Source organism: Gordonia sp. CNJ-863 (genome assembly GCF_001942325.1).
Lineage (GTDB): Bacteria > Actinomycetota > Actinomycetes > Mycobacteriales > Mycobacteriaceae > Gordonia > Gordonia alkanivorans.
Genome location: NZ_MKKG01000090.1, coordinates 1 through 1,095 on the forward strand (window position 1 = coordinate 1; position 1,095 = coordinate 1,095).

The following is a 1,095-nucleotide window of genomic DNA, read 5'->3' on the forward strand; positions in this document are numbered from 1 at the left end:
ATGTCCATACGGTCCTTCGCAGACTTCAATGGAACTCCCAGGCGGTGATGGTGATCGGTTGGCACCTTCACCGTCATCGCCTGGGCCCTCAGTTCCGGGTCGACACGACGAACACAGGGTGGGGACTTTTATCTGGCCACCAGCGGGGACCTCGACCTGGCCACCAGTGGGGACTTTCTCATGGCCATGGACACGAGGTGGATGCCGAAAGCGTGACGGGTTGGCCTGGTACCTGCGGTCGAGGATTGCTTGACGGTGTTGCTGTTGTCGGGCAGCGGTGCCGTCGAACACCGAGGCCGGGGTGTGCCAGGCCAACCCGCTGTGGCGGTGCTCAGTGGCGTAACGGTGCATGAACTCCGCGGTCCACTGTCGGGCGTCGTCGATGCTGTCGAACCGGTCGGGGCAGAACAGGTCATATTTGATCGTCTTGAACAGGGATTCGGAGAACGGGTTGTCATCGCTGACCCGGGGCCGCGAGAACGAGGCCTGGGTGTGGACCGCCTCCAACACATCAAGCAGATCTCGTGAGCGCATGATCGCACCGTTGTCGGCATGCAACACCTGCGGCGGTCCATAGGTGGTGAACGCGGCGGCGAACATGTCCACCGCTGACGCTATGGTCTCGACGTACTCGATGCGCCAGGCGACGGGAAATCGCGAAAACACATCGATCGCCAGATACAGCTTGAATCGTTGCCGTTGCGGGCCTTTGAGTTCGGTGACGTCCCACGACCACAGCTGTCCTGGCCGGGTTGCCGCGACCCGCGGTGTTCGACGCGACGGGCTGCCACTGTGCCGGCCACGACGCCGATCTCCCACCATCCGTTCGGCCTTGGCAATCCGGTAGAACGTGCTCTGCGAGCACGGGATCATATCGGAATCAAAAGCACGCCAATATGTTTGGCACATCGACAAATCGGTGAACTGCTCGTCGCTAAGAACGTCACACACTTGCGCACGTTCGTCAGTGGCGTGTCCCCCGTGAACCGGTCCGGGTGGTTCTAGAGTCCTGATTGCCCCGTTGAGGGCGGAGAAGGGACGATGAGGATCATGGCGGGACGGAAGCGTCACTCGGCCGAGGACATCGTGCGCAAG

1 protein-coding gene is annotated in these 1,095 nt (G+C 61.6%); it reads right to left on the bottom strand.

All coding sequences use genetic code 11. The features are described from left to right. The coding region (locus BJF87_RS24615; protein ID WP_139319591.1) for a DDE-type integrase/transposase/recombinase at positions 1-951 on the bottom strand (951 nt) is incomplete at its 3' end. Positions 952-1,095 lie beyond the last annotated feature (144 nt).